This window comes from Nonomuraea sp. NPDC051298, assembly GCF_055586305.1.
Window position 1 is genome coordinate 466,433 of sequence record NZ_JBVJIM010000004.1, and the last position, 25,682, is coordinate 492,114.

General features: G+C 71.9%; 25 protein-coding genes. 12 read left to right on the plus strand and 13 right to left on the minus strand.

The window, feature by feature from the left end:
• The first annotated feature begins 27 nt into the window (after positions 1 to 27).
• Both ACZ6S0_RS15735 and ACZ6S0_RS15740 read left to right on the plus strand, forming a co-directional pair.
• Positions 28 to 2,178, plus strand: a complete 2,151-nt coding sequence (locus ACZ6S0_RS15735; RefSeq protein WP_465917185.1) for a PP2C family protein-serine/threonine phosphatase — start codon at positions 28 to 30, stop codon at positions 2,176 to 2,178.
• 138 nt (positions 2,179 to 2,316) lie between these two features.
• On the plus strand, positions 2,317 to 2,478 hold the full coding sequence (locus ACZ6S0_RS15740; protein WP_465917192.1) for a hypothetical protein: 162 nt from the start codon (positions 2,317 to 2,319) through the stop codon (positions 2,476 to 2,478).
• A gap of 28 nt (positions 2,479 to 2,506) precedes the next feature.
• Here ACZ6S0_RS15740 and ACZ6S0_RS15745 read toward each other — a convergent pair whose 3' ends face one another.
• The 3 genes from ACZ6S0_RS15745 to ACZ6S0_RS15755 all read right to left on the minus strand — a co-directional run bounded on the left by ACZ6S0_RS15745 (position 2,507) and on the right by ACZ6S0_RS15755 (position 5,117).
• A complete protein-coding gene (locus tag ACZ6S0_RS15745) occupies positions 2,507 to 2,896 on the minus strand; it encodes a RidA family protein (protein WP_465917197.1) in 390 nt (129 codons plus the stop codon).
• 155 nt (positions 2,897 to 3,051) lie between these two features.
• Positions 3,052 to 4,341 (minus strand): sensor histidine kinase, encoded by a 1,290-nt coding sequence (locus tag ACZ6S0_RS15750; RefSeq protein ID WP_465917201.1) that lies wholly within the window; start codon positions 4,339 to 4,341, stop codon positions 3,052 to 3,054.
• Positions 4,342 to 4,475: 134 nt separating this feature from the next.
• Complete coding sequence (locus tag ACZ6S0_RS15755; RefSeq protein ID WP_465917205.1) at positions 4,476 to 5,117, minus strand: RICIN domain-containing protein; 642 nt, start codon at positions 5,115 to 5,117, stop codon at positions 4,476 to 4,478.
• A 201-nt stretch (positions 5,118 to 5,318) separates the two neighbouring features.
• Here ACZ6S0_RS15755 and ACZ6S0_RS15760 point away from each other — a divergent pair, with 201 nt between their 5' ends.
• The 9 genes from ACZ6S0_RS15760 (at position 5,319) to ACZ6S0_RS15800 (ending at position 15,549) form a co-directional block, all read left to right on the plus strand.
• Entirely contained in the window at positions 5,319 to 7,859 is a 2,541-nt protein-coding gene (locus tag ACZ6S0_RS15760) for a LuxR C-terminal-related transcriptional regulator (RefSeq protein ID WP_465917208.1), read from the plus strand.
• 136 nt (positions 7,860 to 7,995) lie between these two features.
• Positions 7,996 to 8,943: a DUF6772 family protein gene (locus tag ACZ6S0_RS15765; protein WP_465917211.1), complete on the plus strand. Its 948-nt coding sequence runs from the start codon at positions 7,996 to 7,998 to the stop codon at positions 8,941 to 8,943.
• A gap of 8 nt (positions 8,944 to 8,951) precedes the next feature.
• Entirely contained in the window at positions 8,952 to 9,287 is a 336-nt protein-coding gene (locus ACZ6S0_RS15770) for a hypothetical protein (RefSeq protein ID WP_344876316.1), read from the plus strand.
• A gap of 35 nt (positions 9,288 to 9,322) precedes the next feature.
• Positions 9,323 to 10,837, plus strand: a complete 1,515-nt coding sequence (locus tag ACZ6S0_RS15775) for an ABC transporter substrate-binding protein (RefSeq protein WP_465917217.1) — start codon at positions 9,323 to 9,325, stop codon at positions 10,835 to 10,837.
• Complete coding sequence (locus tag ACZ6S0_RS15780; protein ID WP_465917220.1) at positions 10,830 to 11,873, plus strand: LacI family DNA-binding transcriptional regulator; 1,044 nt, start codon at positions 10,830 to 10,832, stop codon at positions 11,871 to 11,873. Before ACZ6S0_RS15775 ends, ACZ6S0_RS15780 begins: the two co-directional genes overlap by 8 nt.
• On the plus strand, positions 11,870 to 12,796 hold the full coding sequence (locus ACZ6S0_RS15785) for an ABC transporter permease (RefSeq protein WP_465917224.1): 927 nt from the start codon (positions 11,870 to 11,872) through the stop codon (positions 12,794 to 12,796). Before ACZ6S0_RS15780 ends, ACZ6S0_RS15785 begins: the two co-directional genes overlap by 4 nt.
• Complete coding sequence (locus ACZ6S0_RS15790) at positions 12,793 to 13,650, plus strand: ABC transporter permease (RefSeq protein ID WP_465917227.1); 858 nt, start codon at positions 12,793 to 12,795, stop codon at positions 13,648 to 13,650. Before ACZ6S0_RS15785 ends, ACZ6S0_RS15790 begins: the two co-directional genes overlap by 4 nt.
• Positions 13,647 to 14,612, plus strand: a complete 966-nt coding sequence (locus ACZ6S0_RS15795; protein WP_465917229.1) for an ABC transporter ATP-binding protein — start codon at positions 13,647 to 13,649, stop codon at positions 14,610 to 14,612. The genes ACZ6S0_RS15790 and ACZ6S0_RS15795 overlap by 4 nt, the downstream gene beginning before the upstream one ends.
• Positions 14,605 to 15,549, plus strand: coding sequence for an ABC transporter ATP-binding protein (locus ACZ6S0_RS15800; protein ID WP_465917233.1), 945 nt, complete (start codon positions 14,605 to 14,607; stop codon positions 15,547 to 15,549). The genes ACZ6S0_RS15795 and ACZ6S0_RS15800 overlap by 8 nt, the downstream gene beginning before the upstream one ends.
• A gap of 40 nt (positions 15,550 to 15,589) precedes the next feature.
• Here the strand turns inward: ACZ6S0_RS15800 and ACZ6S0_RS15805 are convergent, their stop codons facing one another.
• From ACZ6S0_RS15805 to ACZ6S0_RS15840, 8 genes are all read right to left on the minus strand, one after another.
• The gene (locus ACZ6S0_RS15805) at positions 15,590 to 16,513 is read right to left on the minus strand and encodes an NAD(P)H-binding protein (protein ID WP_465917237.1); all 924 of its coding nucleotides are present in this window, start codon (positions 16,511 to 16,513) and stop codon (positions 15,590 to 15,592) included.
• A 63-nt stretch (positions 16,514 to 16,576) separates the two neighbouring features.
• Positions 16,577 to 17,791, minus strand: a complete 1,215-nt coding sequence (locus ACZ6S0_RS15810) for an NAD(P)/FAD-dependent oxidoreductase (protein ID WP_465917241.1) — start codon at positions 17,789 to 17,791, stop codon at positions 16,577 to 16,579.
• Between the two features lie 89 nt (positions 17,792 to 17,880).
• Complete coding sequence (gene sigJ, locus ACZ6S0_RS15815; RefSeq protein WP_465917244.1) at positions 17,881 to 18,825, minus strand: RNA polymerase sigma factor SigJ; 945 nt, start codon at positions 18,823 to 18,825, stop codon at positions 17,881 to 17,883.
• A gap of 41 nt (positions 18,826 to 18,866) precedes the next feature.
• The gene (locus tag ACZ6S0_RS15820; RefSeq protein WP_465917248.1) at positions 18,867 to 19,544 is read right to left on the minus strand and encodes an SRPBCC domain-containing protein; all 678 of its coding nucleotides are present in this window, start codon (positions 19,542 to 19,544) and stop codon (positions 18,867 to 18,869) included.
• A 32-nt stretch (positions 19,545 to 19,576) separates the two neighbouring features.
• On the minus strand, positions 19,577 to 20,068 hold the full coding sequence (locus ACZ6S0_RS15825; protein WP_465917252.1) for a hypothetical protein: 492 nt from the start codon (positions 20,066 to 20,068) through the stop codon (positions 19,577 to 19,579).
• 356 nt (positions 20,069 to 20,424) lie between these two features.
• Positions 20,425 to 21,081 carry a maleylpyruvate isomerase N-terminal domain-containing protein gene (locus ACZ6S0_RS15830; RefSeq protein ID WP_465917256.1) on the minus strand — a complete coding sequence of 219 codons (657 nt, stop codon included), beginning with the start codon at positions 21,079 to 21,081 and terminating at the stop codon, positions 20,425 to 20,427.
• Between the two features lie 101 nt (positions 21,082 to 21,182).
• Complete coding sequence (locus ACZ6S0_RS15835) at positions 21,183 to 21,812, minus strand: DUF305 domain-containing protein (protein ID WP_465917260.1); 630 nt, start codon at positions 21,810 to 21,812, stop codon at positions 21,183 to 21,185.
• Positions 21,813 to 22,073: 261 nt separating this feature from the next.
• Positions 22,074 to 23,264: an MFS transporter gene (locus tag ACZ6S0_RS15840; RefSeq protein ID WP_465917264.1), complete on the minus strand. Its 1,191-nt coding sequence runs from the start codon at positions 23,262 to 23,264 to the stop codon at positions 22,074 to 22,076.
• A gap of 46 nt (positions 23,265 to 23,310) precedes the next feature.
• Here ACZ6S0_RS15840 and ACZ6S0_RS15845 point away from each other — a divergent pair, with 46 nt between their 5' ends.
• The gene (locus ACZ6S0_RS15845; RefSeq protein ID WP_465917267.1) at positions 23,311 to 23,874 is read left to right on the plus strand and encodes a CGNR zinc finger domain-containing protein; all 564 of its coding nucleotides are present in this window, start codon (positions 23,311 to 23,313) and stop codon (positions 23,872 to 23,874) included.
• A 59-nt stretch (positions 23,875 to 23,933) separates the two neighbouring features.
• Here ACZ6S0_RS15845 and ACZ6S0_RS15850 read toward each other — a convergent pair whose 3' ends face one another.
• Positions 23,934 to 24,314, minus strand: coding sequence for a nuclear transport factor 2 family protein (locus tag ACZ6S0_RS15850; RefSeq protein ID WP_465917271.1), 381 nt, complete (start codon positions 24,312 to 24,314; stop codon positions 23,934 to 23,936).
• 64 nt (positions 24,315 to 24,378) lie between these two features.
• Positions 24,379 to 25,593, minus strand: coding sequence for a trans-sulfuration enzyme family protein (locus ACZ6S0_RS15855; RefSeq protein WP_465917275.1), 1,215 nt, complete (start codon positions 25,591 to 25,593; stop codon positions 24,379 to 24,381).
• Positions 25,594 to 25,682 lie beyond the last annotated feature (89 nt).

Genomic DNA, 25,682 nt, shown 5'->3' on the forward strand with positions numbered 1-25,682 from the left:
GCGCTCGACGCGGAGGCCGCACGGCCTGTGGCACAGCCACGGGATAGCGAGGAGAGCGAGGGCGCGGCGAATGCGTCGTCGCGTCTGGACGATCTGCTGATCGAGGCCGTGTTCGGCGCACGGGCGCACCTCGGCGTCGTCTACGTCCTGAACGGTGGCGGGCAGCTCCTGAAGATGGAGTCCGCGATAGGCATCCCCCTCTCCCTCGCCAGGACCTGGGCCCGGGTCAGGATGAACGACTCCATCCCGGTCGCCGTGTCGGTGCGCGAGCAGCGGCTGGTCTGGCTCAGCGACCGGGTGGCCATGGCCCGCGAGTTCCCGGTGGCGGCGCTGTCGCTGCCCTACCACTTCGCGCTGGCCACGGCGCCGATCTCCACCGGTGACGTGGCCTGGGGCGGGCTCGTCATGGGCTGGCCCACGGGCGGGGAGTCCGAGCTGAGCCGACACCGGCTCGACGTCATCACCGACATCTGCGCCAGGATGGGCGGCCTGCTCCGGACGGCGAGCGAGGAGGGCCGGCCGATCGTGCCCCACTCGGAGCCCCGGGTGCTGAACCCGGCGCGTACGCACGGCACCGGCGAGCACACCGGCCTGACCGCCCTGGCCTGCCTCAACTCCCTGCCCGAGGGCTACTGCCATCTGGACGCGCACGCGCGGGTGACCCTGGTCACCGCGCCGGCCGCCGAACTGCTCGGCGTGAAGCCGTCCGACCTGGTCGGCAGGCGCCTGTGCAAGATCCTGCCCTGGCTGGACGAACCCCTCTACGAAGAGACCTATCGCGCCGCGGTCATCAGCCACCAGCCCAAGCGGTTCACCGCCTGCCACCCGGACGGGCGGCGGCTGTCGTTCGAGTGCTATCCGAGCCTGCCGGGCGTCGCGATCCGGATCACCCCCGCGGGCCCGTCCCAGGAGGCCGCAGAGGCTGCTGAGGGCACAGGGGGCGCAGGGGGCGGCGAGCGGCGTCCTCAGGTGATCGGGTTGCACGACCTGGTCCACCTGGCGTCCTACCTGGCCCGCGCGGCGACGGCGCAGGACGTGGTGAACCTGATCGCCGACCACGTCATGCCGGTCTGCGGGGCCCAGGCCATGGTCATCCTCACCTGGGACAACGACCGGATGCGGGTGGTCGCCTCGCGTGGCTACACCGAGCAGGGCCTGCGGGGGTTCCATGGGCGGCCGGTGGTCCAGCCGGTCCGCTGGGCGCGCGGTTACGACGAGGGCCGGCCGGCGTTCTACTCCACCTGGGAGGAGTTCCACCAGACCTACCCCGACGCCGTCCGCGTCGACGACATGGGCGCGTGGGTGCTCCTGCCGTTGGTGGCCCAGGGGCAGTCCATCGGCACGTGCGTGCTGGCCTACGACCAGCCGCGCGAGTTCAGCGATGGCGAGCGGTCGATGTTCAGCGCCCTCGGCGGGCTGATCACGCAGGCGTTCGAACGGGCCTGGCTCTACGACAACAAGCACCGGCTCGCCGAGTCGCTGCAGGCGGAGCAGCTCCCCCGGGAGCTTCCAGAGCTGCCGGGCCTGGAGGTGGCCGCCCGCTACGTGCCCGCGACCCCCGGCATGGACATCGGCGGCGACTTCTACGACCTGATCCGCCTCAGCGACAGCACGGCCGGGGCGGTGATCGGCGACGTCCAGGGCCACGACATGACGGCCGCCGCGCTCATGGGCCAGGTACGCACCGCCATCCGCGCCCACGCCACCGCCGGCGCGGACCCGGGCGAGGTGCTGGCGCACACCAACCGGCTGCTCACCGAGCTGGCCACCGACCGCTTCACGAGCTGCCTGTACGTGAGCTTCGACCTGCTCCGGCGCACGGTCAGCCTGTCCAGCGCCGGGCACCTGCCGCCGGTGCTCGGCCTGCCCAACGCCCCCGCGGAGGTCATCGACGTCGCCTCCGGCCTGCTGCTCGGCATCGACTCCGACGCCGAGTACGTCACCACCGACCTCAACGTGCCCCTGGGCGCGGTCATGGCCCTCTACACCGACGGCCTCGTCGAGCGGCCCGGCGTCGACCTGGGCGAGGCGATCAACGCCCTGGCCGCCCGGTTCGCCCCCGTGCCCGGCGAGTCGCTGAGCGACCTGGCCGAGTCGCTCATCCGGCCCACCGCCGACCGGCACCGTTCGGACGACCTCGCCCTCCTCCTGCTGAGGACCGGCCCGACACCCCCGTGATCGGCCAGGATGCCACGCGGGCGGCCTACGCCGCCGCGATCAGCGACGTCCCCAGGGCGGTCGTCTGGTAGAGGACGTTGCGCCCGGACCGCTCGCGGGCGACCAGCCCGCTCTCGCGCAGGACGCGGAGGTGCTGGGATGCTCGGCTGGGGGCTGATCCCGCTGGGCGCGCTGGCCGGGGGGCTGGTGGCGCACGAGTTCGGGTTGCGGGCGGCCTATCCCGTCGCGGGAGTGCTGCGCGGGATCGCGTTGCTGGTCGCGCTGCCCGTACTGGTGCGTGCTCTGCGCGACGACCGGTGAGCGGCGGGCCCGCCACCCCCTGATGACGTCACACCACCGCGACCGCGTCGATCTCGACCAGGCACCCGGGGTTCAGGCCGGCGACGACGTGGACCGTGATGGCCGGTGGCGGGTCGGCCCGGTTCCACACCTGCTGGAAGGCGGCCACGCCCTCGTCGAACGAGTGGCCGTCGACCACGGCGATCCGCCAGTGCACGATGTTCGCCAGGCTCGCCCCCTCGCTCTCCAGGATGGCCGCGAGGTTGCGGAACACCTGCAGGGACTGCTCCCCCACCGTGGGCCCGACGATCTCGCCCTCGGCGTCGACGCCGTTCTGCCCGCCGATGTAGATGGTCTTCGTGGGCTGCTCGACCACGACGGCCTGGCTGAAGGCCGGGCTGCGGTGCAGTCCTTCCGGGTTGACGTGCCGGACACTCATGTCTTCCTCCTCAGACTCCGACACCGGTAATAACGGTGTCGCGCAACACTGGTTATAGTGGTTACATGCGAGCGAGCGCAGCCGGCCGCGTGCCGCACGATCCCAAGGGCCGATACGCGGTGTTCTGGGACACGCCGCACCTCCAGGCGGCGCGCTCAGGTGTCCCGGCCCGGGAGCAGCAGGCTGAACAGCGGTGGCCGGGCCCGGCTGAGCACCAGCCGGCCGCCTTCCGCCTCGGCCAGCGAGCGGGCCAGGGCGAGCCCGATGCCGTGGCCGCGCCCGCTGGCCCTGACGAACGGATCGACGCCTTCCCGCACGCCCGTGCCGTGGTCACTCACCTCGATGGCCGTTCCCCTGCCCACGTCGGCGACGGTGACCGTGACCTCCCCCGCGCCGTGCCGGACCGCGTTGTCGAGCAGGACGCGCAGGATCTGCCGCACGGCCGCGGGGCGGGCCGTCGTCGGCGTCAGGCCGGGCTCCACCGTGATGGTCAGGCGGCGGCCCCGCTCGGCCAGCGGGCCGTGCCACTCCTGGCGCAGTTCGTCCACCAGCCCGGTGACGTCGAGGGGCTCGACGGGTGCGCGGGTGTCGCGGCCGAGCCGTACGAGGTCGTCGATCACCTCCTGCAGCCGTTCGCCCCTGCCCAGCGCGGCCCGTATCGCCTGAGCCAGATCCGCGCCGGGGCGGGACAGGGCCGATTCCAGGCCGAGCAGCAGGCCGGTCAGCCCCGTACGGAGCTGGTGCGAGACGTCGGCGCTGAAGGCCCGCTCGCGCGACAGCACGGCGCCCAGGCGGTGCGCCGTCGACTCCAGCGCCTGCCCCGCCTGGTCGGCCTCGCGTACCCCGGAAGGGAACGCGCGGACGCTGAAGTCACCGCCGCCGAGCGCCTGGGCCGCGGTGGTGAGCCGTTCCAGCGGCGCGGCCAGCCTGGCCGACTGCCGCACCGCCAGGCCCGCGGCCAGCGCGATCACGACCAGCGCCAGCCCGCCCATGAGCAGCCACGCCTCCCGTACGCGCTGCTCGACCTGCGCGTTCGGCGTCGCCACCCGGATCACCAGCGCGACCCCCTCGTCGGAGGGCACCGGCGCGGACACGGCCAGCAAACCGCCCTCGACCGCGTCGTGCACGCGCCCGTCCCCGCTGGAGGCGGCCAGCGGCGAATGGGCGGGGCCGTCGCCGAACAGCCGGGCACCGGCCACGGAGTAGCCGCCGACGGCCAGATCGCCCGGCAGACCGGTCGGCAGCTTCAACGACGTCGGCGGCTCGTCGGGGACCGCGGCGGCGACCCAGGCGGCGTCGCGCTGCAACGCGGCCACGGTCTGGTCGTGGTAGAGCAGGCTGACCGCGACCGCCAGCGGCACCAGGAACAGCGCGACGGCCAGGGTGGTCACGCTCACGATGACCACCAGCACCCGCCGCCGCAGCGGCACGCCCCGCTCCGTCACCACTCCAGAGTGGCAGACGGCAGGTAAACGTCCGGAAAGCCGGCAGGTCAGCGGGCCTCCAGGAGACCCCGGCCCCGGCAGCGCGAAGCGCCCTCCCCCGTGACGGGAGAGGGCGCTCCGGCCTTGGACGGGGCTCAGACTCGGGTCACCGTCCACCGCTGCAGCAGCGTCTCGTCGTTGTGGGTCCAGATCTGCATCTTGTTGGGGTCGTCCCAGCGCGGTTCGAGCGCCCTGCCCTTGCCGAACGTGCTGTTGTACCAGTTCTGGTGGGAGCGCCGGCTCTGGAACTCCACGCCGGAGGACAGCTCGGCGATGTACCAGTGCTGGGAGTTGGTCTCATAGCAGTCCCACAGGTGGACGCGGGTGCCGCTGGCCACGCTCCGGTTCGACAGGTCGAGGCAGTTGTCGCCCACGACGCTCTTGATCCGGAAGTAGGGCACGGAGATGTTCTGCGGGTTGGTGCACACCCCTCTCGGGATGCCGGTGGTCGGATCGATGATGTTGCTCCATCCGCCGCATTCCGCGAAGGTGTCGGTGCCGACGTACTCGATGCGCCACTTCTGGTTGTCGGCGCCGCTGCACGGGTAGTGCCCGGCCCAGGTGCCGTTGTGGGTCGCCCAGCCGATGACGTCCAGGCAGGTGCCCATGGCCTTGTTCTTGATCTCTACGGTGGCGGAGAGCGGGACGGCCGCCTGCGCGGGGGCGGCCGTCCCGAACAACACCAGCATGACGCCGGCGCCGACGGCGGCCACAGCTCGTTTGAACGTTGCCAGCATGAGGATGACGTGTCCTTCCGTTGGTGGGGTACTCACGTCCTTCGCCACCGAGCTTCCGGCCCACCGCGATCACCCGCCTAGAGCAGCCGCTCTACTCCATCCGGGCGGCCTCGGTCACCCCACTACTCACGTGAGGGACATCCACGGACGCCGATCATGCGAATCGACCACCGGGGGACCACGGGTGGAAGGGGGCATCGGATGCGTCAGTGGCCGTTCGCCGGACGGGACGACGTGCTGACCAGGGTGGCGGGCGACTTCGCCGGCCGGGAGCTGCACGCGGTGCTGCTGCTGGGCCCGGCCGGGGCGGGCAGGACCAGGCTGGCGCGGGAGGCGCTGCGGCTCCTCGGCCGCCGGCGCGTGTGGATCGCGGCGACCAGGGCGGCGGCCGCGATCCCGTTCGGGGCGCTGGTGCCGCTCGTGCCCGACGACCTCCCGCCGACGGCCGGGGCCGCCGCGACTGTCAGGGCCGTCCGCGCGCGGGTGGACGGGTGGGGTGGGCGGGACGCGGTGGCGATCGCCGTGGACGACGCCCACCTGCTGGACGCCGCCTCCGCCACGGTGATCGCCCAGCTCGTCGCAGGGGGCAAGGCGTTCGTGCTGATGACCGCGCGTACGCGGGAGCCGCTCGCCGACGGTCTGGCCAGGCTGGCCGCTGACGGCGTGGCCGGGATCCTGGAGGTGCCGCCGCTGCCGGAACCGGCCCTGGACCGGCTCATCGACCACAGCACGGGCGGCTCGATCGACGCGGCCCGGCGCCGGAGCCTGCGGGCCTGTTCCGGCGGCAACCCGATGGCGCTGCGGGAGCTGCTGCACGGGGCCGTGCCCGGCGGGCTCACCGAGCTGGTCGTGTCCCGGCTGGAGAGCCTGGACGCGGCCACGCGCGCCGCGGTCGAGACGGTGGCCTGCGGCGAGGTGGTGCCGCTGGCCGTCCTGGAGAAGCTGGCCGGCAGCCCGGCGGTGGCCGCGGCCGAGGACAGCGGGCTGGTGGTGTGCGAGGAGCACGCCGGACGGGTCCAGGTCCGGCTGGAGCATCCGTTCCACGGCGAGGTGCTGCGCGGGCGGATGGCCAGGGCGAGGGCCAGGCAGATCTACCGGAACCTGGCCGAGCGCCTGATGGCCACCCCGTTGCGACGCAGGGAGGACGCGCTGCGCGCCGCGCTGTGGCAGGTGGAGAGCGGCCACGTCGTACGGCCCGACCTGGTGCGCGAAGGCGCCAGGCAGGCCGTCGGGCACGCGGGCATGGCCCTGGCCGAGCGCCTGGCCAGGGCGGCGGCGCAGGCCGAGCCCGGCGGCCGGGGTGACTGGCTGCTGGCGGAGCTGCTCGAGTACCAGGGGCGCAGCGGTGAGGCGGCCGCGCTGCTGTCGCCCGACCCGCCCGACCGGCCGGACGAGCGGGTCGGGTGGGCGGCGGTGCGGGCGGCGTCCCTCTACTGGGGGCACGGTGACCTGGCGGGGGCGATGCGCGCCCTGGACGCGGCCGGGGCCCATCCGGCGATCATGGCCTCGCGGGCGTCCCTGCTGTTCTTCTCCGGGCAGAGCGCCGCCGCGCTACGGCTGGCGCGGGCCGTTCTCGACTGTCCCGACGCCGATCCGCGGGCGCAGGTGTGGTCGGCGGCGACGGCGACGGCGGCGCTGGGCTTCCTCGGCCGACTGGAGGAGTCGGAGAAGACCCGGACGCACGGCAACGCGATCGCCGGGGCGCACGCGGTGACGCTGCCGCTGGGCGGGTTCGAGATGGAGGCGGGGGCGTGCCTGGCTCACCTGGCCGCGGGCAGCCCGGCCGAGGCCGGAGCCATCGCCGCCGCCGGTCGCGGCGGCCCCATGGCCGGTGACACGCCCGTTCCCGGCAGCGTGTGGGCGCTGTTCGGCGGGCTGGCCGCGCTGGCGGGCGGCGATCCGGCCGCCGCGCAGCGGCTCCTGGCCGAGGCGCTCACCGGGCTGGAACGCGCGGACGCCAAGCGGCTGCGCCGCTGCTGCCTGGCCGCGCTGGCCGGGACACGCGCCCTGCGGGGCGACGATCGCGGGGCGGGCGAGCTGATGGCCGCGGCCGACCGCCTGGAGGACGGCACCAACGCGATCTTCGAGCCGTGGATCGAGACCTGGCGGGCCTGGACGGCGTGGGCCGGCGGTGACAGTGACTCCGCCTGGTCGTACGCGCGGGGCGCGGCCGATCGTGCCGCAGCGGCCGGCCTGCCGTGCGTCGAGGCGCTGGCGCTCTACGACGTCGCCCGCCTGGGCGGAGCCGCCGATCTCGACCGGCTGGACGCGCTGGAGGGTCCGCTGCCCGAGGCGGTCACCGCCGCGGCCCGCGCGCTGGCCACCGGCGACGCGACCGGGCTCGTCCGGGCCGCCCACCTGCTGGAGGCGCTCGGCCATCACCTGCACGCCGCGGAGCTGGCCACGGCGGCGACGCGGACGCTGCGCGTGGCGGGGCGGCGCGGGAGTGCCGGGCTGGCCGCGGCCGAGGCCGTCGCGCTGCGCGCCAGGTGCCAGGACGCGCGTACGCCCCTGCTCGGCGACCTCGATCTCGGCGACGTGCTCAGCGCCAGGGAACGCCAGGTCGCCCTGCTGGCCGTCCGGCACACGAGCAGGCAGATCGCCGCCCGGCTCGGCCTGGCCGTACGCACCGTGGACAACACGCTGGCGCGGGTCTACACCAAGCTCGGGATCTCCGGCCGGGTTCAGCTCAGATCCCTGCTGACGGTCGCCGGCCAACCGGGGCTGGGCCGGGATTCTTGAGGTGTGTCCGGATGAAGCGTTAGATGTCCACTTTGTAACGAAGTATTGACGTCCCAGGATGTGGAGAGTTAACTTCCTTGGACCTTCAGGATTAACGTTCACGTGAACGTTAATCCTCACGTTCTAGGAGGACGACTTGGTAAGCGATGATCTACGTCGCGCGCTGATCGCGGCCGATCCGAAGCTGTCGAAGTTCAACCCGCTGCCCCGCATCCTCGCCTTCGACGAGTTCAACACCGGCACCCACGGCTGGACCGAACTCATCGGCAACCACGACGGCCACGGCAACCTCGACACCGTCGACAAGCACATGCGCGACTTCCGCCCGCCGCAGCTCAGCTCGTGCGACTTCTTCGACACCGGCACGCACGGCGCGATGAGCGGCACGTACGCGCTCAAGGTGGCCACCAGGCCGGTCACCGGGCACACGGCGGTGGCGATCCGCCGGCTGACGATGGCGCGGCGCGGGATCGTGCAGTTCGAGACGTACTTCACCTACAAGAGCGAGGCGGCGACGGCGGAGTCGAGCCTCGGCAACACCTTCGGCGACATCGAGTGGGACGGCAACCTGCACCCGTCGGAGGCGCAGTTCGGCTGCTTCACGATCGCGACCGACCTGTGCGACGGCGACGGCATCCGCTACCACACGGTGATGCGCTACCAGAACACCGACCTGGACAACAAACTGACCAGGCGCTGGGTGTACCCGGTGGTGCCCGAGCCGACGCCGCGGGAGAACCTGCACAACCAGGACAACCTGGTGGCGACCGAGGACTTCACCGCGCCGAACCCCGACGACTGGCACGCGCTCGACGAGGACCCGCAGTTCCTCTGCTACAACGAGGTGCCGACCAAGGTCAACTGGCACTACCTGCGCTGGCAGTTCGACACCCGCTCGCGGACCAACGTCGAACTCCAGGTCAACGACCGGGTGATGGATCTGCGTAACGTTCCTGTGCCGCAATATGCGGACAAGTATGACGGCTTGGAGAACCTGCTGAACTTCTACGTCAGCGTGCGCACCCATTCTCCCGTCCGCAACTTCCTTTTCCTTGATTCCGCCCTGATCTCCGTGGATTGGTGAGCATCGGCATGAAGAACGCTCAGACCGCCGTACTCGAGCGGAACACCACTTTCACCGCAGATTTCACCACCGAACCATACGAATGCGGGTGGGCGGCCGAAGCCCGATGGTTCGTACGTACGCTGGAGCTCGAAGGCGAGCAGCCCAGCCTGCACCTCGTCACCCAGGTCTCCCCCGACGGGCTGCACTGGTGCGACGAGGAGACACCCGAGCTGGTGACCACCGAGCCGGGAATGGTGTCCTGGCGCGTACGCGAGTTCGGTCACTGGCTGCGACTGAGGGCTTCACTTCGCGGGGGCGATCCGAAGGCGAAAGTCCTGATCTACCTGGCACTCAAGAGCTGACAGAGCCTGACAGAGCTGACTAGAAGGTAAGCGACATGGACGATGTAGGCAGGCGCCAATTCCTCACCCTCCTCGGAGGCGCTGTCCTGATCGCAGGATGCGCCCCCGGCGGGCCCGGCTCGGGCTCCGGCCAGGACTCCCCGCTCAGCGCCGCGTTCAACCAGGCCATCAACGACCTGGACCCGCACGGCCCGAGCGCGGTCGACGAGGCGTCGCTGCTGGCCAACCGGCAGATCTACGACACGCTCGTGACCAGGAACGGCGCCGAGCCGGTGCCGAGCCTGGCCACGTCGTGGACCCGGCCCGACGACAAGACGTGGGTGTTCACCCTCCGCGAGGACGTCACCTTCCACGACGGCGGCAAGCTGACCTCGGCCGACGTGAAGGCGTCGCTGGACCGGCTGGTCAAGTCGACGGGCCCGCAGAAGCCGCTGTGGGCCGCGGTCGACTCGGTCGAGGCGCCCGACGCCCGAACCGTCAAGATCACCACCACCGAGCCGCTCGGCGCGATGCTGGTGAACCTGACGCTGGCGTTCATCCTCCCCGCGGCCCAGATGGGCAGGTCGGGCTTCTTCCGCAAGCCGGTGGGCAGCGGGCCGTTCGCCGTGGAGTCGTTCACGCCGTCGTCGCAGCTCGTGCTCACCCCCGTGAAGGACTACTGGGGCGGCGCGCCCACGCTGCGGGGGCTGCGCCTGCCCTACATCCCCGAGGCGTCCACGCGGATGACCGCGCTGCAGAACGGCGAGGTGGACGTCACCTGGATCATCCCGCCCGACGAGCTCCAGCGCCTGCGCCAGGTGTCCGGGATCTCCGTCGAGAGCACGCCGGGCCTCAACTACTTCCTGACCTGGTTCAACTGCGGGCGCAAGCCGTTCAGCGACCCCAAGGTGCGCCGCGCGCTGCACCACGCGCTCGACGTCAAGGGCATCGTCGCCAACCTGTACGGCGAGGCCGCCACGGTCATGGACGCGCCCATCCCGTCGTCGGTGTTCGGCCACGCACCGCAGCAGCCCTACGCCCACGACCCCGACCTGGCCAAGAAGGAGCTGGCCGAGGCGGGATACGCCGACGGCATCCGCACCTCGATGATGTGGTTCAGGGACACCGGGCCGCTGGCCACCGAGCTGGCCCAGTCGTTCATCTCGGCCTGGGCGAAGGTGGGCGTGGTCGTCGAGCCGCAGCAGATCGAGAAGGCCGCCTGGATCAAGCGGCTGACCGCCCTCGACTGGGACATCGAGCTGCAGGTCAACACCGTGACCACGGCGGACGCCGACTACACGCTCGGCCGCCTGTACACCTCCGAGGCCAACCGCATGGGCTACGCCAACAAGGAGCTGGACGCGATCCTCGCCCAGGCCAAGTCCACCGCCGACCAGGACAGGCGCAAGGCCCTGTACGGACAGGCGTGCGAGATCATCTGGTCGGACGCGGTCGGCGTGTTCCCCGCGTCGCTGGCCGCCACCTACGGCGTGCGCTCGACCGTCAAGAACTTCCGCCCGGCGGGCAACAGCCAGCCCGAGTTCAGGACGGTCTCCGCCGATCATGCCTGACGGACGCCGTACGACGCTGAAGGACATCGCCGAGAGCCTCGGGGTGTCGGTCAACACCGTGTCGCGGGCCCTGTCCGACAAGGACAGCGTGGGCGTGGAGACCAGGAACCGGGTCAAGGCGGAGGCGGCCAGGCTCGGCTACGTGCCGAACGTGACCGCCCGCTCCCTGGTCCTGGGCTCCGCGACCACGCTCGGCATGGTGATCACGAACCCGTCCAACCCCTTCTACGCCCAGCTCATCAGCGGCGTGGAGCAGCACTGCCGCAAGCACGGCTACTCGCTGCTGCTGATGGCGACCGAGGAGTCCGTGGACAACGAGCGGCGGGCGGCCGAGGAGCTGCTGCGCCGCGGCGTCGACGGGGTCCTGGTGGTGGCCGTGCAGGAGGGCGCGGAGCACTGGCGGCCGTTCCGCTCTGCTGGGGTGCCGCTGGTGCTGATCAACCGTGACGTCCCCGAGCTGAACGCCGACCTCGTCGGCGTCGACCACGCCCGCGGCGGCTACGAGACCGCCAGGCACGCCGTCGAGCAGGGCGCCAGGAAGATCTACTTCCTGGAGGAGGACCTGGGTGTCTCCTCGGTGGTCGACCGGCTCGAGGGCTACCGCCGCGCCATGGCCGACAGCGGGCTGCCGATGGGGCCCGACGCGGTGATCAAGGTGCCGACCAGGCGGCTGGAGCAGAGCGCGATGCCGTGGGACCCGAGCGAGGCGTACCGGCTGGCCCGCGAGGTGATCGCCACCGGCGATCGGCCGCTGGCGTTCGTCGCGGGCAACGACTATTTCGCGCTGGCGACGTACCGGGTCGCGCACGAGGCGGGGCTGCGCGTCCCCGAGGACGTGCTGGTCGTCGGCTACGGCGGCTACCCCTTCGCGCCGTACGTCATACCGTCGCTCACCTCGGTCGACCTGCCTGCCGCGGACATCGCGGTGTCGGCCGTCGACCGCATGCTGCGGCGGCTGACGAAGTCGGCCACGGGGGCGCCGGAGAAGGTGCTCTTCCCGCCGGCGCTCACCGTACGAGGATCGAGCCGCCCATGACCCTCTTCCTCGCCCGCCGCCTGGCCCAGGCGCTGTTGCAGATCTGGGGCGCGGTCACCATCGTCTTCGTCGCGCTGCGCGTGCTGCCCGGCGACCCCGCCGAGCTGATCCTCGGCAGCCAGGCCACCCCCGAGCAACTGGCCGCGCTCCGCACCGAGATGGGCCTGGACCGGCCCCTCCTCGCGCAGTACTTCGCCCACCTGGGCGACGTGCTGCGCCTGGAGTTCGGCGAGTCCTGGCGGCAGGGCGGCAGCGCGCTGGACGCCACGCTCGAACGGCTCGGCCCCACGCTGAGCCTGTCGGTCTGGGCCATGGTCTTCACCGTGGTGCTCGGCTTCCTGGCCGGCACGTTCGCTGCCAGGCACGCGGGCACCGTGGCCGACCACCTGGTCTCCGTCTCGTCGCTGGTCGGGCAGGCCCTGCCGCCGTTCTGGATCGGCATCATGCTCTCCCTGATCTTCGCCCGGCTGCTGCAGATCCTGCCGAGCACCGCCGACGGCACCATGGCCAGCCTGCTGCTCCCCGCGCTCACGCTGGCGCTGCCGTTCGTCGGCTGGCTCGGCCGGCTGGTGCGCACGGGGATCCTCGAGGAGATGAACCAGGACTACGTGCGCACGGCGCGGGCCAAGGGCCTGAGCCGGCGGGTGGTCTTCTACGTCCACGTGCTGCGCAACACGCTGGTGCCCGTCGTGACCATGCTCGGCCTGCTGATGGGCTTCTTCATCGCCAACGGGGTGATCGTCGAGGTGGTCTTCGCCTGGCCGGGGATCGGCTCGCTGCTCATCGACTCGATCACCTTCCGCGACTACTCGGTGGTCGAGGCCGTCCTCATCGTGGTCACCGTCTGCTACATCACGCTCAACCTGCTGGTCGACGTGCTCTACAGCTACCTCGACCCCAGGATCCAGTTGGAGAACGCATGACGCTCGACACCGCCGTCCTGCGGCGGCTGCCCCTGCGCGGGCGGCTGGCCATCGGGACCGTGCTGCTGTTCGCGGTCGCCGGCGTGGTGGGGCCGATCCTGGTCCCCTTCGACGCCGCGGTGACCAGCCCGCAGGACCGGTTGCTGCCTCCGGGCAGCCGCCTGTCCGACGGGGCCGTCGCCTGGTTCGGCACCGACCAGGTGGGCCAGGACCTGGTGGCCGAGGTGCTGTCCGGCATGCGTACGTCGCTGACCGTGGCGCTGGTGACCGTGCTGGTGGGCGGGTCGATCGGGCTGGTGCTCGGCCTCTTGTCCGGATATTTCGGTAGCTGGGTGGATGGCATCATCTCCCGCGTCGGCGACATCCAGCTCGCCTTCCCCAGCCTGCTCCTGGCGATCCTGCTCGCGGGCGTGCTCGGGCCCAGCATGGTCAACGTGATCATCGCGCTCGCGGTGACCCGATGGGTGATCTTCGCGAGGGTGGTGCGCGGGTCGGCGCTGTCCGTACGGCACCGCGAGTTCGTCGACTCGGCCCGCGTGCTCGGCGCCTCCAACGGGCGCATCCTCATCCACTACATCCTGCCCTCCTGCCTGCCGCCGCTGCTCGTCGCGGCGACCGTACAGGTCGGCCTGACCATGGTCGCCGAGGCGTCGCTGAGCTTCCTCGGCCTCGGCGTGCCCGCCACGCAGGCGTCCTGGGGCGCCACCATCGCGCAGGGCCGCGACTACCTGGCCTCCGCCTGGTGGATCGCCGCCGCGCCCGGCCTCGCGCTGGCGCTCGTGGTGGTCAGCATCGGCGTGCTCGGCGACCTGCTGCGAGACCTGTCCGACCCGATGACGGAGCTGAGCGCATGAACCCCCTGCTGGAGGTCGAGGACCTGGCCGTGGAGTTCGGCGGCACCCGCGTGGTGCGCGGCGTCTCGTTCCAGGTCGAGGAGGGCGAGACGGTGGCCGTCGTCGGCGAGTCGGGCAGCGGCAAGAGCGTGACCGCGCAGTCGCTGCTCGGCCTGGTGCCGCACGGAGCCCGGCTGGCGGGCGGCCACATCCGGATCGAGGGGCAGGACGTCACCGGGCTCACCGACGAGCAGTGGCGCAAGCTCCGCGGCGAACGCATCTCGATGATCTTCCAGGATCCGCTCAGTGCGCTGAACCCGTCACTGACCGTCGGCTACCAGATCGGCGAGATGTTCCGCAGGCACCGCGGCCTGGGCAGGAAGGAGGCCCGCGGCCGGTCGGCCGAGCTGATGGCCCTGGTCGGCATCCCCGACGCGGCCCGCCGGCTGGACGAGTACCCCCACCGCTTCTCCGGCGGCATGCGCCAGCGCGTGATGATCGCCATGGCGCTGGCCCTCGACCCCCGCCTGCTCATCGCCGACGAGCCGACCACCGCGCTGGACGTCACCGTGCAGGCCCAGATCCTGCGACTCCTGCGCGAACGCCAGCGGGCGGAACGCCTCGGCATGATCCTCATCAGCCACGACCTCGGCGTGGTCGCCCGAGCCGCCGACCGGATCGCCGTCATGTACGCGGGCCGGATCGTGGAGACGGGCACCGTGCCCGAGGTGTACGAGCGGCCCGCCCACCCCTACACCCGCGGCCTGATGCGCGCCGTGCCCTCGCTGCGCGACGACCGTCCGCTGGAGATGATCGGCGGCGGGCCGCCCGACCTGAGCAAGCCGCTGACCGGCTGCTCCTTCGCCGCCCGCTGCCCGCTCGCCCGCGACGTCTGCCGCGAGAACGACCCCGAGCCCCGTCCGCTCGGACCCGGGCGCACCAGCGCCTGCCACTTCGCCGAGGAGGTGATCGCACATGCTTGAACTCGTCGATCTCGTCACCACCTACCGCACCCGCAGGGTCGAGGTGCAGGCGGTGGCCGGGGTGAACCTCACCGTGGGCGAGGGCGAGACCGTGGGCCTGGTCGGCGAGTCCGGCTGCGGCAAGTCGACCGTGGCCAGGACCATCGTCGGTCTGGTCCGGCCCACCTCGGGGAAGGTGCTCTTCGAGGGCAAGGACCTGGCCGCGCTGCCCGCCAAGGAGCTGCGGCGGCTCAGGCAGGAGATCCAGCTCATCTTCCAGGACCCGTACGCCTCGCTCAACCCGCGCATGACCGTGGCCGCGCTGATCAAGGAGGCTTGGCGCATCCACCCCGGGCTCGTGCCCCGCGAACGCTGGGACGACGAGGTACGCACCCTGCTCGACCGCGTCGGCCTGCGGCCCGAGCACGCCGACCGCTACCCCCACCAGTTCTCGGGCGGGCAGCGCCAGCGCATCAGCATCGCCAGGGCGCTGGCCGTGCGACCACGCCTGATCATCTGCGACGAGGCCGTCTCCGCCCTCGACGTCTCGGTACGCGCCCAGATCCTCAACCTGCTGCGGGAGCTCCAGCGTGACCTGGGCGTCGCCTACCTGTTCATCTCCCACGACCTCGGCGTCGTCCACCACCTGTGCGACCGGGTGGCGGTGATGTACCTCGGCAAGATCGCCGAGATCGGCCCGAAGGACGGCCTCTACGCCCGGCCCGCCCACCCCTACACCCAGGCGCTGCTGTCGGCCGCGCCCGGCGTCGACGACTGGCGGGACACCGACCGGCAGGAGATCGTCCTGACGGGGGACGTTCCCTCGCCGTTGTCGCCGCCGTCCGGCTGCCGGTTCCGCACCCGGTGCTGGCTGGCCCAGGACCGGTGCCACGAGGAGGAGCCCACGCTGGTCGACAGGGGCACCGGCCACCCGGTCGCCTGCCACTTCGCCGCCTAGCCCCGCGCCGCCCTTTCCGGTCCGGCGCGGCGCCCCTCGGTCACCGGTGTCCGTCGAACAGCTCGGCCCGCCGCGCGACGAACTCCTCGACCGTCTGGGCGGGCCGCCCGGTGATCTGCTCGACCGTGCGGGTGGAGCGGTCGTACCTGTTCTGGCGGTGCAGCCGGGCCATGGTCGCGATGTGCTCCTCGGTGTGCGGCCCCAGCCCGGAACGGGACAGGACGTCGTCCTCCCACCGCCGCGCGGGCACGTCCTCGTAGGTCACCGGCCGGTGCAGCGCCCTGGCGTACTCCTGCGCGACGGCGGTCATCGGCTCCGACCTGGGCCCGGTCAGCTCCAGAACCTTCCCGAGGTACGGCCCCGGGTCCCGCAGGATGGCGGCGACCACGCGGGCGACGTCGTCGGCCGCGACGGGCGACGTACGGCCGGCGCCGAAGGGCAGCCTGAGGGTGCCGCTGTCGGCGATGGACCGCGCGGCCAGCGTGGTGAACAGCGGGTTGTCCAGGAAGACGGTGGGCCTGACATGCACGACCGGCAGCCCGCACCAGTCGAGCACCTGGTCCGACAGCCAGTGCAGGCGCTGCTGGTGCGACTCCTCAGTGCTGAGCGCGTCCATCTGCGACACGGTCATCTGGGACATCGCGACCAGGGCCTCGATCCGGCCGACCGCCCGCGCCACGCTCGCGACCGTGACGGCGGCCTCCAGGTACGACGGCGACACGCTCATGCTGAACAACATCCGGCCGACGCCCTCGACGGCCCGCGCCACGTCGGCCGGGTTCGTGAGATCGCCGACGACCACGTCCGCGCCGAGCGCCCGCAGGGCCTCCGCCCGGTCGTCGTCGTGGTGCACCATCGCCCGCACCGCCAAGCCGCTCTCGCGCAGCAGCTCGGTGACGGTGCGCCCCACTCCCCCGACGCCGCCTCCGGCACCCGTCACCAGCACCAGGTCGTTGTCCGCCATGGCCTCATCACCTCACTCCGACCAGGCTAGAGTCCGCCTCCTGAGGCTTGTCCAACGTGCGGTTCAAGATTGCGCGCGGGCCCGGACACCGGCCGCGGCCCGATCCCGGGTGACGCGGCGGCGCCGGGCCGGCAGGCCGAACAACGGGTTGGCGACGCTCCAGGCCGCTCCCGTGCAGATCAGCTCCTTGTACACGGCGGCCGTCCGGCCGGTCAGCACCGCCCGCAGGGAACGGTCGTCGGCGGTGACGTACTGGATCAGCCCCTCCTTGCGGCCCAGCGAGATGCACTGGTTGAGGTAGCGGATCGGCGCGTTCGGGAGCCTGCCGCCGGTCAGGCGGGCCGCGATCGCGTCGGCGGCCTGCCAGGCGGCCGGAATGCCCGAGGCGCACGACATCCGCAGCGGCTTGTTCCCCGGGCCGATCGCCATGGCGGCGTCGCCGACGGCGTACACGTCCGGGTGCGAGACCGAGCGCATGGTCCCGTCGACCACGATCTGTCCGGTGCCGGTGACCTCCAGGGCGCTCGCCCGCGCGATGGGGTGGACCGCGAAGCCGGCGGTCCACACGGTGACCGCGGCCGGGATGACCTCGCCGTCGGCGGTGACGACCCGGTCGGCTTCGACGCCGGTGACGGCGGCGTGCTCGTGCACGGTGATGCCGAGCCCGGCGAAGACCTTCCGCAGGTGCCCGCGGCCCTTGGGCGAGAGCCAGTCGCCGAGGTCGCCTCGGGTGGCGAGGGCGACGTCGAGGTCGGGGCGGGCCTCGGCGATCTCGGTCGCGGTCTCCACGCCGGTGAGGCCGCCGCCCACGACGACCACGCTCCGCCCGGCGTCGAGACCGGCCAGTCGCCCGCGCAACCGGAGCGCTCCGGGGCGGCCCGCCAGCTCATAGGCGTGCTCGGCGGTCCCGGGGACACCGTGGGCGTCCCAGAGACTGCCGAGGGCGTAGACGAGGGTGTCGTAGTCGAGTTGTCTCACTACCGAGGACTCGATCGAGCTGGTCGTGTCGGTGACGGTGACGGTCCTGCGGTCGACGTCGACGCCGGTGACCTTCGCGAGCCGCAGTTCGACGCCGGTGCCCGCGAACATCTCGCCGAACGGCCGGGGCCTGAGGTCCTGGCCGGTCGCCACCTGGTGCAGGCGGACGCGTTCCACGAAGTCGGGCTCGGCGTTGACGAGGGTGATGGCGACGTCCTCGCGGTGGAGCCGCCTGGCGAGCCGACCGGCGGCGAAGGCTCCGGTGTATCCGGCCCCGAGGACGACGATGCGGTGCTGCATTTGCTGCCTCCTGTCGTGCGTTCGCCCCTTGAACCGGGCGGCCCGCCGTTTCCTGACAGGAACACGATGTGAAGCACCTCACACCGCCCTCACAAGGCGTTGTACAGAGGCTCTCCATGATCGTCGGCCGCCCAGCGCGCGGTCGCGCGTCCGAGCTTGCCGGGGTTGACCTGGATGCGGGAGGCGACGATGCCGTCGGCGGCGACCTCCAGGCAGATGACGGCGACGACCCGGCCGTCGACGACGGCCACGACGGCGGGGTCGCCGTTGGCGGTCGAGGCGTAGAGGCCGGGCGCGCCGCCGACCAGGGCGCGCTTGGCCGCGCCGGGTTTGAACAGTCCGCGCAGGAACTTCGCGACCGCGACGGCGCCCACGAACGGCTTGGCGCGGGACGGGATCTTCCCGCCGCCGTCGCCGACGGCGATGGCGTCGCTGGTGAGCAGGCGTACGAGCGGCTCGGTCCGGCCGCTGGCGGCGGCGGCGAGGAACTCCTCGACGATCCGCCGGGCGGCGGCCGCGTCGATCTCGGTGCGGGCCCTGCCGTCGGCGACGTGCTTCTTGGCCCGGTGGAAGAGCTGCTGGCTGGCGGCCTCGGTGAGGTCGAGGATCTCAGCGATCTCCCTGTGCGGGTAGCCGAACGCCTCCCGCAGCACGTAAACCGCCCGCTCGTTGGGCGAGAGCCGCTCCATGAGCGTGAGCACCGCGTACGAGAGCGACTCGCGCTGCTCGGCGGTGTCGGCCGGGCCGAGCATCGGGTCACCGGCGAGCAGCGGCTCGGGCAGCCACCAGCCCACGTAGGTCTCGCGGCGGGCCCGCGCGGAGGTGAGCTGGTTGCGGCACAGGTTGGTGAGGGCCCTGGTCAGCCACGCCTCGGGGACCTCGATGCGCGCCACGTCGGCGGCCTGCCAGCGCAGGAACGTCTCCTGCACGGCGTCCTCCGCCTCACCAGCGGAGCCGAGGAGGCGGTAGGCGATGGCCTCCAGGCGCGGCCTGGCGGCCTCGAACCGGTCGACGTCGTTCGCGCTCAAGGGCACGGGCCGATCCTAGCCCGCGACGAGCTGACCAGGGCGAGCGCCTACGGCTGCCCAGCGGGGTCGAGATTGGCGTAGAACGCGGTGATACGCGCCTCCGCCGCCCGCGCGTCGGCCTCCGGCGTGCCGGTGGCGATGGACCTGTCCGCCCACCGGCGGCCGCTCTCCGCGATGAACCGCCTGCCGCCGGCGCTCTCGGTCCACGCGTCGACGGCGGCGGCGACGGCGTCTCCCGTGGCCAGGTGGTGAGCCAGGCACAGCAACCAGATGTCCCAGCCGATGCCGGACTCGCCTGCGCCGTACTGTGCCCACCGTCGCGACGCGATGTCGGCAGAGTGGATCACGGTCAGCCGTGTCCCGCTCTTCTCCCCGTCGTCCTCGGCCTCCTCGGCGCGCAGCCGGACCTCTACCAGCGACGTGTCATCCCCGTAGTCCCAGCTCACGACGTAGGACTTGGGAGCGCGACAGCGCCGGACGACTCCGGCGGCGGTGTCCTCGAGCTGGTAACGCCCCTCCACCCGGAGATCGCCGCTGACCGGCCCCAGCCACTGGGCCAGCCGCTCCCGGGTGGTGCACGCCGCCCAGAGGCTCTTCTGGTCCACGGGGTACGACTGGCTCAGGGTCACCGCGGAGACGACCACGTCCTCGTCGGGGGTGGCGGTCAGCGACCGCTCCACCGCGTCGAGTTGGGCTTCGACGATCGATGACTCGAAGTCGGCCACACCTGCTCCTTTCCGGCGACCGTGCGGTCCCCTCACGTTCTGGCGCCCCACAGCGGCTTCCCCGCGGCACTGTAGATCACCACGTTGCCATCGTCCTGAACCTGGAGGAACGCGCCGGGGTTGGGCGCCGTCCTGGTGCTCCACAGCGGCTTCTTGCCGGAGGTGTAGACGGCGAAGTTGCCGTCGCTCTGCATCACCGCGAACGCGCCCGGGTGCCCGGCGGTCTTGCTGCTCCACAGCGCGGTGCCGGCGTGCTGGAGGACGAGGTTGCCGTCGTTCTGCATGACCAGCCGGTACTGCCGCTTGGCCGAGCGCACGTAGTCGCCCGCCTCCAGCACCCGGTCGGCGGTCAGCCTGGCGAAGGTCGTCCGGCGCTCCCACAGCGCCTCGTCGTCCTCGCTGTAGATGACCAGGTTGGCGTCGTCCTGGACGCCGAGCCACGCGCCCGGGGAGTCCGCCGTGCCGGAGGACCACAGCGGCTTGTTCGAAGCGCTGTTGACGACGAGGTTGCCGTCGTACTGCATGACGGCGTAGGCGCCCTTGTTCCCTGCGGTCCCGCTGCCCCAGAGGGGGCGCGGACGCGGACGCGGCGCCGGCCACGACGGGCAGAGGCGACAGGGCGGCTACGGCCCCGAGTATGAGTACGGCAGCGGTCTTCATGGGACTCCGATTCGAGGTCTGGTTCAACGGCTCGGGCCTCCCCGTCGTCACCACGGGTCTCGGGCGCACGTCAGCGCCCGCCGGGGAGGTCCGCCCGAGCGATCAGAAGCCTGGCAAACCGGTCTGTCGCCTTCCTGTCGTGCCGATGTCACGAGCGGCTGCGCCGCCGAGACCGCCGTCGTTCAGCGGGCTCGTTCGGCGGGCTCGTTCCGCAGGACGCTCACCCGACGACGAACGGCAGCCTCGCCGCCGCCTCCCCGAGTTCGGCCCGCTCCGCGTCGGTCGGCGCCCGCCGTCCGGTGCCCACGAGCAGCGCGTCCTTGTCGGAGAAGGACGCGGGGAACGCGAACCCGGCGATCCGCTCCAGCATCGCGCGGGTGCGGGCGAGCCCCTCGGCGGGCGGCCCAGGCACGTCAGGAAGGTAGGCGACCAGGTCGAGGTGGTGCAGCGTCCACTCCAGGACGTACGCGGACAGGTAGTCGCCCGCGGTGAGAACCACGTCGCGGGTGCCGACCCGCAGGGCCGGGTCTGCCAGCTCGGCGGCGCGCCCGGCGGCGGAGCCGAGGTCGTCGAGGTGGAACTTGAGCAGCCAGGGCTCCTCGTACGCCGCGGCCAGCCGGACGATCAGCGCGTCGAGCGGGTCGTCGCCGGTCGGCGGCGTGTCGGAGACCTCCCAGTAGGTGACGGAGTCGCGCGTCGGTTCGGTGTCGGCGGGGGTCACCAGGGTGATCAGGACGTCCTGCGCGTCAATGATCAAATGGCACACCAGGTCTCGCACCCGCCAGCCCGCACAGCCCGACGGCTGCTCGAAGACCTCGTCGGGAAGCTCGGCGACCGCCGTGCGCAACGCCGTCCAAGAGGGTGAGAAGAGATTCATCCCGGCACGGTAGTGCGGCGCCGAGACGGCCGACAAGCGCCGACCACGGGGCACGCCGATTCGGGCCCGAGTCGCTCGGGCCCGAATCGGCTCGGCCAGGGTCAGAGCCGGTCGCGAATCTGCTCCAGCTCCTTCAGCTCCCCCTCCTGAGTGGTGATGATCTGCTTGGCGAGTTCTTTGGCCTGCGGGTTGGCCCCGTCGGCCTCCTCCGTGCGCGCCATCTCGATCGCTCCCCGGTGATGGGCGATCATCTGCTGGACGAAGAGCTTGTCGAAGTCCTTGCCCTGGGCCGCCGCGAGCTTGCGCATGTCCTCCTCCGACATGCTGCCGGGCATGTCGTGCGCCATGCCCGGCGTCGGGGTGGGCTGATGCCAGGAGGAGAGCAGGTCCTTCATCGTCTGGCTCTGCTGCTCCTGCTCCTTCTCGATCCTGGCGGCGAGCTGCTTGACCTCGGGGTCGGAGGCCCGGTGGGAGGCGAGCTTCGCCATCTCGATCGCCTGTTGATGGTGCAGGAGCATTCTTTGGGTGAACTTGACGTCCGCCGCGTCGAACGTGGGCGACGGATGCCCGGCGGTCGCGGTGCCCGTCGGCATCTCGGTGGCGGTGCCCGTCGGCGTGCTTTCGTTCATCGCCTCGTACCCGGCTGTGGAGCCGCTGCCGCCGCTGCACGCCGTCGACAGGGCGAGGGCGCTCGCGGCGATCGTGAAGGAAACCTTGCGACTATTGCTCATGATTGCGTCGCTCTCTCGATTCCGTGCGGACTGTCGGCTTTTTGCGGACAGCCTCGGAGCCCATCCGCGATGTTTCGCCGAGAGCAGGAAAGGGGTTCTGGAGCGGACAATCGCCTCGTGACTAGCGCGTCAGCGCGCTTTCCGACGGTACGCCATTCATCGGCCCTCCTCGGGCTGGACGAACACCCACCTCCCCCATTACTGACCGGGATCGCGCGATCTATTCGCCCGTTCGTGGCAAATCCCGTCCTGGGTCGGGGTTCAGCTCACCGCGCGGGCGGACCGGCCGGCGGCAACGGCCAGGCCCGCCCCCGCCACGGCCGCGACCGCGGCCGCTCCGAAGGCGGCGGCGCCGGTGTCCAGGGGCCCGATGAGGCGGCCGGCGACGGCGGTGCCGAGCCCGTACCCGGCCCACATGAAGGTCTGGAGCCAGGCGAAGACCTCGGTGCGGTAGTGGGCGGGGGTGTGGTCGGCGAGCAGGGTCGGCACGGCCGCGTCCCGTGGCCCGGTCACCAACCCGACCAAAGTGATCAGTACGGCGAGCGTCACGAAGCCCGGCGCCCAGCCCCCGGCCAGCAGCACGGCCGCCTCCGCGAGTGAGAGCAGCACGAGCAGGCGCACGCCGGTGACGGGCCAGGCGCGGGCGCCGTACCCGAGGGTGCCGAGGAGGGCGCCGACCGACAGCAGGCCCATCAGCACACCGGCGGAGGCGGCGGAGCCGAACACGGTGGCCGAGGCGACCGTGGCGACGCGCAGGCAGCCGAAGGCGAACGTGCCGAGGGCGGTGATGCTCAGCAGCAGGACCGTACGCCGGTGGCCGAGCGGCCCGGCCAGCCGGAGCCTGCCCGGCGGAGCGGGTGCGGCCCGCCGGATCACGGGGGAGGCCAGGAGCAGCACCGTGCCGAGCAGGACGGCGGCGCCCGCGGCGGCCACCACGTCGTGCGTTGTCATGGCCAGGGTCATGACCGGCACGAGCAGCGGGCCGACGATGAACATCAGTTCGTTGACCGCGCTGTCGACCGCGTACGCGGCAGGCAGGGCGGGCTCGGGGACCAGTCGTGGCCAGGCGCTTCTGACGATCGAGGAGGCGGGCGGCGTGGTGGCGCCGAGCAGCACCGCCGCGCCGATCATCAGGGCGGGGGGCGCGAGCAGGAGCAGGGCGTAGGCCAGCGCGTGGGCGGCCAGGTAGCAGATGAGGGTGGGGCGCGGGCCGTACCGGTCGGCGATGCGTCCGCCGGGCGGCGCGCACAGGGCCAGGGCCAGCGCGTGACCGGTGAGCACGAGCCCGGCGGTGGCGTAGGAGCCGAGGCGGTCGACGGCGGACAGCAGCAGGGCGAGGCTGAGCACGGGCGGGCCCAGTTTGAGGATGAGCCCCGCGACGAGCAGGTGAGGGACCCCGGAATGGGCGAGCAGGCGGCGGTAGGGGGCGAGCATGGCAGACTCCGTTACCATCTAACAGGACTACGCCTATGACACACGAGAGATTGTTACTAGTCAAATGGAAATAGCCTGTAACGTAACCCGGCAGGCCCCGCTGATCGCCGAGCTGGTCAACCTCGCCACGGCCCACTGGCGGGGCGGCGCCTCCGTTCGTCCGCTGACGGGCGAGGAGCTGGCGACGACGTTCGCGGCCCAGCTCGGCGAGCGTATGAGCGCGGCCGTGCGCGCCGTCCCCGACGCCGGGGCCCGCCTGGCCGAGCTGGCGGCCGAGCTGCGCCAGGCGCTGCTGGCCGAACGTCCCGCCGACCAGGCCGCCCTGATCAACGCCATGATCCGCAGGTACGGCGCGCAGCCGTACCTGGCCGAGGACCTCGGCCAACCCTTCCACCTGCACTTTCACGGGTCGGGTGGCAGCCAGGTGGAGGCGCTGGGCGGCGAGTTCGCCACGGCGCTGGCGCTCGTCGTGGACGGCTACGGCCCCGACCGCTTCGGGGAGTGCGAGGCACACCAGTGCGAGGCGGTCTACGTCGACCTGACCCGCAACGGCTCACGCCGCTACTGCGGCACGGCGTGCACGGCGCGGGCCAAGACCGCCGCCTACCGCAGCCGCCGCCAGTCCTGACGTCGGCCGCGACAGGCGGCAGGGCCGGGGCGGGCCGGGTCCCAGGACTGGGGAGACCTTCACGGCTGGCCGATGTCGCCGTGGACCCTGCGGTAGGCGTCCTTGACCCTGATCAGGTCGCCGTCGAACTCGTACAGGTCGCAGCCGTCCACTCGGTGCGCACGTCCGTACGCGTCCGCGTGCGTGTAGGACCACTGCGCGGCGCCGCGGTCACCGGCGACGAACGCGACGCCGTCGTGGGACTCGGACCCGGCGTCGTAGGCGAGCATCAGCTCGAAGCCGCGGCGCACCTCGGCACGCCCACGGAACGTCGCGCCCGGCTCCGGCCCCACCGACGACCGGAAGACGCAGTCGTCGGCCATGAACTCCATGAGCCGGTCGAGGTCCCGGTCGTGCCACGCCGCGCCGAACTCCGCCAGGCGCTCCACGGTCATCGCCATCTCCACGATCCTTCTTTCGCTTTCGGCCGTCGCCACGGGTGGGCGGCGGGCAGGTCAGGTTTGGCTAGATCGCCGACAGTGCCCGTTCGAGGTCGGCGCACAGGTCGTCGGGGTCCTCCAGGCCGATCGACAGGCGGTAGAACCCGTCGCCGGCCCATTCGCGGTAGCGGCGCAGGTGCTCCTCGTCGAGTTTGAACGTCGTACGCTGCAGGTCCTCCGTACGCGCCTCCAGGATGAGGCTGCGCGACAGGCCCAGCGAGGCGGCGTAGTGGAAGATCCGCAGATGGTCCTTCAGCCCGTCGCCGAATCGTTCGTGGTCGGCGACGGTGAAGGAGATCATGCCGGACGGGCCGCTCATCTGCCGCAGGGCCAGCGCGTACTGCGGGTGGGACGGCAACCCCGGATACCGCACGGAGCGAACCTCGGGGTGATCCTCCAGGAACCGCGCGACCTGCGTTGCCCCGCGCGCGTACGCGGCCATGCGGATCGGCAGGGTCTCCAGGCCGCGCAGGATCAGCCAGCAGTTGAAGGCGCTGAGCGTGCCGCCGAGGTGCACCCCGACCTCGCGTCGCAGACGGTCCATCGATTCGGCCCTGCCGAGCACCGCTCCCCCCAGCGCGTCGCCGTGACCGCCCATGTATTTGGTCAGGGAGTGCACCACGTAGTCGGCCCCGAGCAGCAGCGGGCGGGTGACCGCGGGGGTGGCGAAGGTCCCGTCGACGCACAGCTCCGCCCCGTGGTCGTGCGCCACCCGCGCGAGCGCCCGGATGTCCACCAGCTTGAGCACCGGGTTGCACGGCGTCTCGGCGTGGATCAGGCGGGTGTTCGGCCGCAACGCCGCGCGGACGTCGTCGAGATCGGACATGTCGGCGACGCTCACCTCGATCCCCATGCCGGCCAGCAGGCCGCGGGTGAACTCGGCGGTGCCCGCGTAGCTGACGTCGCTGACCAGCAGGTGGTCTCCGGGTGAGAGCACCTGGATCATCAGCCCGGAGATCGCCGCGATGCCCGTGGCGAACACCACCGCGGCCTCCGCCCCCTCCAGCAGGGCCAGCTTCTGTTCGAGCTGGGCGGCGTTCGGATGGCCCTCACGGGCGTAGGCGAACGGGACCTCGTCCGCCACGGTCGCCTCGGCGCTGAAGCCGATGCTTCCGTACGCGGCCGCGAAGTTCGTCGAGGTCGCGATGTGCGGCCCGATGGCGCCCGTGGACGGGTCGACGCTCACCCCGCCGTGCACGGCGATCGTGCTGAAGCCCATGTCGGCCAGGTCTCGTCCCATCGGCGCGCCTCCTGAGGTTCTCCGGATAGTGCATTAGATTGCACTATATGGTGCATCAGCACAAGGGGTGGTCTCGGCCGGAGGTAGCA

Bases quoted from the DNA above. Each gene is read 5' to 3' on its own strand.
- ACZ6S0_RS15740 (WP_465917192.1), top strand. From the start codon at position 2,317: ATGCTCGGCTGGGGGCTGATCCCGCTGGGCGCGCTGGCCGGGGGGCTG.
- ACZ6S0_RS15745 (WP_465917197.1), bottom strand. From the start codon at position 2,896: ATGAGTGTCCGGCACGTCAACCCGGAAGGACTGCACCGCAGCCCGGCC.
- ACZ6S0_RS15755 (WP_465917205.1), bottom strand. From the start codon at position 5,117: ATGCTGGCAACGTTCAAACGAGCTGTGGCCGCCGTCGGCGCCGGCGTC.
- ACZ6S0_RS15760 (WP_465917208.1), top strand. From the start codon at position 5,319: ATGCGTCAGTGGCCGTTCGCCGGACGGGACGACGTGCTGACCAGGGTG.
- ACZ6S0_RS15770 (WP_344876316.1), top strand. From the start codon at position 8,952: ATGAAGAACGCTCAGACCGCCGTACTCGAGCGGAACACCACTTTCACC.
- ACZ6S0_RS15775 (WP_465917217.1), top strand. From the start codon at position 9,323: ATGGACGATGTAGGCAGGCGCCAATTCCTCACCCTCCTCGGAGGCGCT.
- ACZ6S0_RS15780 (WP_465917220.1), top strand. From the start codon at position 10,830: ATGCCTGACGGACGCCGTACGACGCTGAAGGACATCGCCGAGAGCCTC.
- ACZ6S0_RS15785 (WP_465917224.1), top strand. From the start codon at position 11,870: ATGACCCTCTTCCTCGCCCGCCGCCTGGCCCAGGCGCTGTTGCAGATC.
- ACZ6S0_RS15790 (WP_465917227.1), top strand. From the start codon at position 12,793: ATGACGCTCGACACCGCCGTCCTGCGGCGGCTGCCCCTGCGCGGGCGG.
- ACZ6S0_RS15795 (WP_465917229.1), top strand. From the start codon at position 13,647: ATGAACCCCCTGCTGGAGGTCGAGGACCTGGCCGTGGAGTTCGGCGGC.
- ACZ6S0_RS15800 (WP_465917233.1), top strand. From the start codon at position 14,605: ATGCTTGAACTCGTCGATCTCGTCACCACCTACCGCACCCGCAGGGTC.
- ACZ6S0_RS15805 (WP_465917237.1), bottom strand. From the start codon at position 16,513: ATGGCGGACAACGACCTGGTGCTGGTGACGGGTGCCGGAGGCGGCGTC.
- ACZ6S0_RS15810 (WP_465917241.1), bottom strand. From the start codon at position 17,791: ATGCAGCACCGCATCGTCGTCCTCGGGGCCGGATACACCGGAGCCTTC.
- ACZ6S0_RS15825 (WP_465917252.1), bottom strand. From the start codon at position 20,068: ATGCAGTACGACGGCAACCTCGTCGTCAACAGCGCTTCGAACAAGCCG.
- ACZ6S0_RS15830 (WP_465917256.1), bottom strand. From the start codon at position 21,081: ATGAATCTCTTCTCACCCTCTTGGACGGCGTTGCGCACGGCGGTCGCC.
- ACZ6S0_RS15835 (WP_465917260.1), bottom strand. From the start codon at position 21,812: ATGAGCAATAGTCGCAAGGTTTCCTTCACGATCGCCGCGAGCGCCCTC.
- ACZ6S0_RS15840 (WP_465917264.1), bottom strand. From the start codon at position 23,264: ATGGTAACGGAGTCTGCCATGCTCGCCCCCTACCGCCGCCTGCTCGCC.
- ACZ6S0_RS15845 (WP_465917267.1), top strand. From the start codon at position 23,311: ATGGAAATAGCCTGTAACGTAACCCGGCAGGCCCCGCTGATCGCCGAG.
- ACZ6S0_RS15850 (WP_465917271.1), bottom strand. From the start codon at position 24,314: ATGGCGATGACCGTGGAGCGCCTGGCGGAGTTCGGCGCGGCGTGGCAC.
- ACZ6S0_RS15855 (WP_465917275.1), bottom strand. From the start codon at position 25,593: ATGGGACGAGACCTGGCCGACATGGGCTTCAGCACGATCGCCGTGCAC.